Here is a 7,333-nt window from a genome sequence, read left to right on the forward strand (position 1 = left end):
ATCGGGATTATCTTATTTACCGCTGAGGGTAATATCCCCTGTGGGAATACAGCTACAACAAAGAATAGTTCCGTCGTTGCCAATGGCACTCTGTTTTAAAGGCGCAACATCGCCATTCACTAATGTAATTCTACAACTACCACATATCCCAGCCCGGCATGAATAAGGAATGCGGATATTTTGCTGTTCCAATTGTTCCAGCAATACCTGCTGATTATTGCCATTAAAGCGAATGCCGTTATATTCAATCGATACCGCTTTGGATTGCTCAAGTGGTGCCGCCAGGCTTTCAACTATGGCACCTGCACTGTATGGCCGTGGTGGTTTGGTTGACAGAATTTCTACTTCATCGCCTATCCGAATAATACCGCTGTTCCTGGCCACCATATTCTGGCCAAAATCGATATCGCCATTTTCCGCAGTTCGGAATGTCTGTAGTGTTCGTAATGGCTCACCGGCGGGGTGTTTCCGCCCGCGTTCTACGCTGACGGTGGTTAATACACAACGGCTGCATGGCTTAACCAAATCAAAGGTGATATCTCCAACGCGAATCACCTGCCAACTGTCTTCGGCAAATGCACTGGCACCGGTTACGACTAAATTCGGGCGAAACTGTTCTAATTTAATACTGCCAGGGCAGCGTTGCTGTAGTTCTTTAAATGATGCTTCGTTAATAAGCAGATAAGGGAAGCCATCAGCAAAAGACAGTGGAATCTCTGGCATCGGCTTCACCCTGCGGGTTAACTGGGCACCGAGCCAGCGTAATTGCACTTCACGCTGAAAATAGCCACTGAGCCAGTTATTGATGGTCTCAGGGGCAATTAGCGCCGTAAAATGATTTCCCCAGACTTCCGTTGGTTCAGCATTGGCTAAAAAATCATTAAAGCGGATACTGGCACTCTCGCCATCGGGCGCCGTGAGATATAAACCGTCCGGCATTAATGCCGGGGTGAACAACACCATCTGCGGATTTTGGCGCGCAGTAATAAAAGTGCCATCCGGTTCGGTAATCATAAATACGCGGTCAAAGGCCAGCCCACTGCTGCTGACTTGAGCATGAGAAAGCTGCAAGCCGCGCATGGATTTCACCGGATGAACGTAGAGTCGGGAGAGGGTAATCACCATTGCCTCCGTGCGAGTATTAAATAAGAAGGAGCAACTTTATGACAAGCTGCTGGGATTAGCTATAATGCGCAACAATTTTCTTTTTGGTGATAGTGCGATATGAACTCTCTGTTTGCCAGCACGGCGCGTGGACTGGAAGAACTGTTAAAAAGCGAACTCGAAGCGCTGGGCGCTCACGACTGTAAAATAGTACAGGGTGGGGTACATTTTCAGGGTGACGATCGACTCATGTACCAAAGCCTGCTGTGGAGCCGCCTGGCTTCGCGCATCTTGTTACCGCTTAACGAATTTAAAGTTTACAGCGATTTGGACTTGTACCTCGGGGTGCAGGCGATCGACTGGCCGTCAATTTTTGGTGTGGATAAAACCTTTGCTGTGCACTTTAGCGGCGTGAATGATGAAATCCGCAACAGCCAGTACGGTGCATTGAAAGTAAAAGATGCCATTGTTGACAGCTTTACCCGTAAGTTGGAGCAGCGCCCAACGGTTGCTAAGCAGCAACCGGATATTCGGGTGAATGTTTTCCTACAACGGGATATGGCCAGTGTGGCATTGGATCTCAGTGGTGAAGGGCTGCATCAGCGCGGCTACCGTGATTTGACCGGTCAGGCTCCCCTGAAAGAAAACCTGGCAGCGGCAATTATCCAGCGTTCTGGCTGGCAGTCAGGTACACCGATGGTCGATCCGATGTGTGGTTCCGGTACATTGCTGATTGAAGCGGCAATGATAGCCTCTGATCGCGCCCCAGGTTTGCATCGCGCCCATTGGGGCTTCACCGCCTGGAGTGCCTTCAACGAAGTGCTATGGCGTGAATTGACCACCGAGGCGCAAGTGCGTGCCCGCAATGGTTTGCAGGAAACCACTTCTCGCTTCTTCGGTTCAGACATCGACAGACGAGTTATCGAAATGGCGCGTGCTAATGCCCGCCGTGCTGGGGTATCGGAGCTGATTAGCTTCAATGCCAATGATGTCAGTAAGTTAGTGAACCCATTGCCGGAAGGGCCGGTAGGCACGGTTATCAGTAACCCGCCTTACGGTGAGCGGTTGGAAAGCGAGCCGGCATTGATTGCATTGCATAATATGCTCGGTCGCATCATGAAATCGGCATTTGGTGGCTGGCGTTTATCGCTGTTCAGTGCATCACCGGAATTGCTGAGTTGCCTGCAACTGCGGGCGGAACGTGAATTTAAAGCGAAAAATGGCCCGCTGGATTGCGTGCAGAAAAACTATCAGTTAGCGGCGAATCCACAGGGTGCTGCGGGTGTTCAGGTGGCAGAAGATTATGCCAACCGTCTGCGTAAAAACGTGAAAAAGCTGGATAAGTGGGCCAAACAGCAGGGTATCGAATGCTACCGTCTGTATGATGCCGATTTGCCTGATTATAATGTGGCCGTCGATCGTTACGGCAGCAAAGTGGTGGTACAGGAATATGCGCCGCCGAAAACGATTGATGCGCAAAAGGCCCGCCAGCGCTTATTTGATGTGATTAATGCCACCCTTGCGGTACTGGATCTCCCATCCAATCAATTGGTATTGAAAACCCGTGAGCGCCAGAAGGGCAAAAACCAATACGAAAAGCTGGCACAAAAAGGTGAATTCCTGCTGGTGAGTGAATATAACGCCAAGCTATGGGTTAACCTGACCGATTACCTCGATACCGGTCTGTTCCTTGATCACCGTATCGCTCGCCAGATGCTAGGTAAAATGAGCCAGGGTAAAGACTTCCTTAACCTGTTTGCCTATACCGGTACGGCCAGTGTTCATGCCGGCTTGGGTGGTGCGCGCAGTACCACGACGGTTGATATGTCGCGTACCTATCTGGAGTGGGCCGAGAAGAATTTGCGGGTGAATGGCTTAACTGGCCAACAACACCGCTTGATTCAGGCTGATTGCCTTTCATGGCTCAGTAACACCGATGAGCAGTTCGATGTGATCTTCATTGATCCACCGACTTTCTCCAACTCCAAGCGTATGGAGACTACCTTTGATGTTCAGCGCGATCACTTAGTGCTGATGAAAGAACTTAAACGGTTACTGCGCCGTAAGGGAACAATCATGTTCTCGAACAATAAGCGCGGTTTCCAGATGGATTTGGACGGGATAAAGGCGTTAGGGCTGGAAGCGAAAGAGATAACAGCTCAGACACAATCAGAAGACTTTGCCCGTAATCGTCAAATCCACAACTGTTGGCTGGTCACCCACAGCCACGAGGAAAAGTAGAAACTATGTCGTTAATTAGCATGTCCGGTGCCTGGCTGTCGTTCAGCGATGCACCTTTATTGGATAATACTGAATTACATATTGAGGCAAACGAGCGCGTTTGTCTGGTGGGCCGTAATGGCGCAGGTAAATCCACCTTATTGAAAATTTTGAGCAAAGAAGTAGCACTGGATGATGGCCGCATCATTTATGAGCAAGATTTGATTGTGGCACGTCTGCAACAAGACCCACCACGCAATGTGGCCGGTACCGTGTTTGACTTTGTGGCTGAAGGCGTGCAGGAACAGGCTGAACATTTAAAAGCCTACCACGCCAGCTTGCATCAGGTTGAGTTAGACCCAAGTGAGAAGAACCTCAATCGTCTGGCGGCATTGCAGGAGATTCTGGACCATCAAGGTTTGTGGCAATTAGACAGCCGCATTCAGGAAGTGCTGGTTCAACTTGGTTTATCTGCTGATGCCGAACTTTCATCACTGTCAGGTGGTTGGTTGCGTAAAGCAGCACTAGGCCGTGCGCTGGTAAGCTCGCCGAAAGTGCTGCTGCTGGATGAACCGACCAACCATTTGGACATCGAAACCATTAATTGGCTGGAAGGCTTCCTGAAAGAATTCCAGGGCAGCATCGTGTTTATCTCTCATGACCGCTCCTTTATCCGCGCGATGGCGACCCGTATTGTCGACCTTGATCGTGGCAAATTGGTGTCATGGCCAGGGAATTACGAACTGTATCTTGCCAGCAAAGAAGAAGCACTGCGGGTTGAAGAGCTGCAAAACGCTGAATTTGACCGCAAACTGGCGCAGGAAGAAGTGTGGATACGCCAAGGTATCAAAGCGCGCCGCACCCGTAACGAAGGCCGTGTGCGCGCGCTGAAAGCGCTGCGCATGGAGCGTTCAGAACGCCGTGAAGTGATGGGCACAGCCAAGATGCAAGTCGAAGAGACCGTGCGTTCAGGCAAAATTGTCTTTGATCTGGAGAATGTTAACTATCAGATTGATGGCAAAGTATTAGTGAAAGATTTTACCGCACAAGTACAGCGTGGCGATAAAATCGCGCTGGTGGGCCCAAATGGTTGCGGTAAAACGACATTACTGAAACTGATGCTCGGTCAGCTTAAAGCGGACAGCGGCAAAGTACATTGTGGCACCAAGTTGGAAGTGGCTTATTTTGACCAGCATCGGGCAGAACTTGATCCCGAACGTACGGTGATGGATAACCTGGCAGAAGGTAAGCAAGAAGTGATGGTAAATGGCCGCTCGCGTCATGTACTAGGTTACCTGCAAGACTTCTTGTTCCACCCTAAACGCGCAATGACACCGGTGAAAGCGCTGTCTGGTGGTGAGCGTAATCGCCTGTTATTGGCTAAATTATTCCTTAAGCCTAGCAACTTGTTGATCCTCGATGAACCGACCAACGATCTGGATGTGGAAACACTGGAGTTGTTGGAAGAGATGGTTGATAGCTATCAGGGCACAGTGTTGTTGGTAAGCCATGACCGTCAATTCGTTGATAACTCAGTGACTGAATGTTGGATCTTTGAAGGTAATGGCCAGATCAATAGTTTTGTTGGCGGCTATTATGATGCGCATCAGCAACGTGCTGAGGCAAAACCTATCCGTCAGGTAGCGGCTAAAGTTGAAGAAACCAAAGCTGCGGCACCGGTTAAGAGTAATGCACCCGCCGCTAAACGCCCGGGTAAGTTGAGCTATAACTTACAGCGTGAGTTGGATCAGTTACCGCAACAGCTAGAAAAACTGGAAAATGAAATCAGTGAGTTACAGGCTGAAGTTGGTCACGCAGATTTCTTCTCCCGCCCGCATGAAGAGACACAACAGGTCTTGAAAGCATTAGCTGATACTGAACAGGCGTTAGAAGTAGCATTTGGTCGTTGGGAAGAGCTGGAAGCTCAGAAAAACGGTTAAAAATGTGTAACCGCCGTTCTACCAGATGACGTGCAATACGATATTATGTCTATTGTTATAGTAAGTCTCTTGATAGAACGGTGTTCAACAATACCCAATAGATTTCAACGTGCAGGAAGGTAGCTTGCAGCGGCCTGGTAGAGGCGAGAACCATGGATGGCGGAGTAACGGAACAGCCAACCATCTGCATGTTGAAAGATGAAGGGATATACAGGCCAGCCGTAAGGACATAGATATTGTATTCTGTTATTGAGCCTAAACACGGCGGGCAGTCAGGGAATGTCATCCTGTGCCGGCAGTGCGACATGTCAGTGGCCTTACCCTCGCTGCCTTATGGCACCAAAGCGGTATGTCCGCGTTGCAAAACCACACTGACTGCCAGGTGGGATGAGCCACGCAAGCGCCCTGTGGGGTACGCGGTTAGCGCACTATTTATGCTATTGCTGGCTAATATGTTCCCGTTCGTCAACATGCGTGTGGCCGGGATCACCAGCGAAATTACCTTACTCCAAATACCCAGAGTCATGGTGTCAGATAACTATGCCAGCATGGCAACGTTATTTATGGTACTGGTTCAGTTGATACCGGCATTCTGTATGGTAGCCATCATCCTGCTTTGCCTGCGGGTGCGGATGCCAGCCCACTTGAAAGCCGCAATAGCGAAAGCGTTATTCCAATTTAAAAGCTGGTGCATGGTTGAGATCTTCCTCGCCGGTGTGCTGGTGAGCTTTGTCAAACTGATGGCGTATGGCGACATCGGTATTGGCAGCAGTTTTATCCCCTATTGCCTATTTTGTCTGTTACAAGTCCGCGCCTTCCAATGTGTCGATCGTCATTGGATGTGGCAGGATATTGCTCCGGCTCCTGAACTGAAGCTCCCGTTGGTTGCGGGCCGTACTGGTTTGCGTCAGGGGTTGCGATCCTGTTCTTGTTGCACCGCAATTTTGCCGCAATCCCAGGTGCAATGCCCGCGCTGCCATACTCATGGCTATGTTCGTCGTCGCCATAGCTTGCAGTGGACGATGGCCCTATTGATCACCTCGATTCTGCTCTATATTCCGGCTAATTTGATGCCGATTATGATTACCGAAAGTCTGGGGAGTCAAATGGGTTCTACCATTATGGCGGGGGTCATTTTCTTGTGGAGCGAAGGTTCTTATCCGGTGGCGATGGTGATTTTTATCGCCAGTATCATGGTGCCATCGTTAAAAATGTTAGCGATTGCCTGGCTGTGTTGGGATGCAAAAGGTAAAGGTAATAGCGATACTGAACGGATGCATTTCATCTATGAAATCGTGGAGTTTGTTGGCCGTTGGTCAATGATCGATGTCTTTGTTATTGCTGTGCTCTCTTCATTAGTCCGTATTGGGCAACTGATGAGTATTTATCCAGCGATTGGTGCACTGCTATTTGCCATGGTAGTAGTTCTGACAATGTTTGCTGCATTAACCTTTGATCCCCGTTTAACCTGGGATCGAATCAGTGAATCAACCCAAAAGGAGCCGCAAGGTGACGGACAATAATCCCAGCCAGAATGTGGCGGAAATTGAAAAAATCAAGCGATGGTCGCCGGTGTGGATCATCCCGATTGTCACTGTGCTGATTGGCGCATGGATTTTGTTTTATCATTTCAGCCACCAGGGGCCACAGGTGGTATTGACCACACTGAATGCCGAAGGTATTGAAGCAGGTAAAACAAAAATAAAAAGTCGTAGTGTGGATGTCGGTATCGTAGAGCAGGTCACGCTGAGTGAGGATCTGAACCATGTTATCGTGCAGGCACGGCTCAGCTCAGGCATGAATACCCTGTTACATAGCGATACCGTCTTCTGGGTGGTGAAGCCGCAGATTGGTCGTGAGGGTGTATCTGGCCTGGGAACACTACTTTCCGGTGCTTACATTGAGCTGCAACCGGGTAGCAAAGGTAAATCATTAAGTGAATTCACCTTATTGGATTCCCCACCGCTAGCCTCACCTGATGCTAAAGGGGTGCGTATCATTCTGGACAGCGAACAGGCTGGGCAGTTGAATGCTGGCGACCCGGTATTGTTCCGTGGCTACCGGGTCGG

At 49.6% G+C, this 7,333-nt stretch carries 5 protein-coding genes; 4 read left to right on the forward strand and 1 reads right to left on the reverse strand.

Annotated features, from left to right (window positions below):
* Window positions 1–12 precede the first annotated feature (12 nt).
* Window positions 13–1,125, reverse strand: coding sequence for a YcbX family protein (locus V2A85_RS09325; protein WP_372559321.1), 1,113 nt, complete (start codon window positions 1,123–1,125; stop codon window positions 13–15).
* 99 nt (window positions 1,126–1,224) lie between these two features.
* Between V2A85_RS09325 and rlmKL the strand changes: the two genes are divergently transcribed.
* The 4 genes from rlmKL to V2A85_RS09345 form a co-directional block, all read left to right on the forward strand.
* Complete coding sequence (gene rlmKL / locus V2A85_RS09330; protein WP_083158461.1) at window positions 1,225–3,345, forward strand: bifunctional 23S rRNA (guanine(2069)-N(7))-methyltransferase RlmK/23S rRNA (guanine(2445)-N(2))-methyltransferase RlmL; 2,121 nt, start codon at window positions 1,225–1,227, stop codon at window positions 3,343–3,345.
* Window positions 3,346–3,350: 5 nt separating this feature from the next.
* Window positions 3,351–5,264, forward strand: coding sequence for an ABC transporter ATP-binding protein (locus tag V2A85_RS09335; RefSeq protein ID WP_420071299.1), 1,914 nt, complete (start codon window positions 3,351–3,353; stop codon window positions 5,262–5,264).
* Window positions 5,265–5,500: 236 nt separating this feature from the next.
* On the forward strand, window positions 5,501–6,787 hold the full coding sequence (gene pqiA, locus V2A85_RS09340; protein ID WP_372559319.1) for a membrane integrity-associated transporter subunit PqiA: 1,287 nt from the start codon (window positions 5,501–5,503) through the stop codon (window positions 6,785–6,787).
* Window positions 6,774–7,333: MlaD family protein (locus tag V2A85_RS09345; RefSeq protein WP_420071300.1), on the forward strand; the 560-nt coding region annotated here is incomplete at its 3' end. The genes pqiA and V2A85_RS09345, both read left to right, overlap by 14 nt.

The sequence above is a fragment of the Yersinia sp. 1252 StPb PI genome, assembly GCF_048593885.1.
In the GTDB taxonomy this organism is placed as follows: Bacteria; Pseudomonadota; Gammaproteobacteria; order Enterobacterales; family Enterobacteriaceae; genus Yersinia; species Yersinia enterocolitica_E.

What these genes read in the sequence shown, in the direction of transcription:
- V2A85_RS09325 (WP_372559321.1), bottom strand. Translation starts at nt 1,125, where the DNA reads ATGGTGATTACCCTCTCCCGACTCTACGTTCATCCGGTGAAATCCATG.
- rlmKL (WP_083158461.1), top strand. Translation starts at nt 1,225, where the DNA reads ATGAACTCTCTGTTTGCCAGCACGGCGCGTGGACTGGAAGAACTGTTA.
- V2A85_RS09335 (WP_420071299.1), top strand. Translation starts at nt 3,351, where the DNA reads ATGTCGTTAATTAGCATGTCCGGTGCCTGGCTGTCGTTCAGCGATGCA.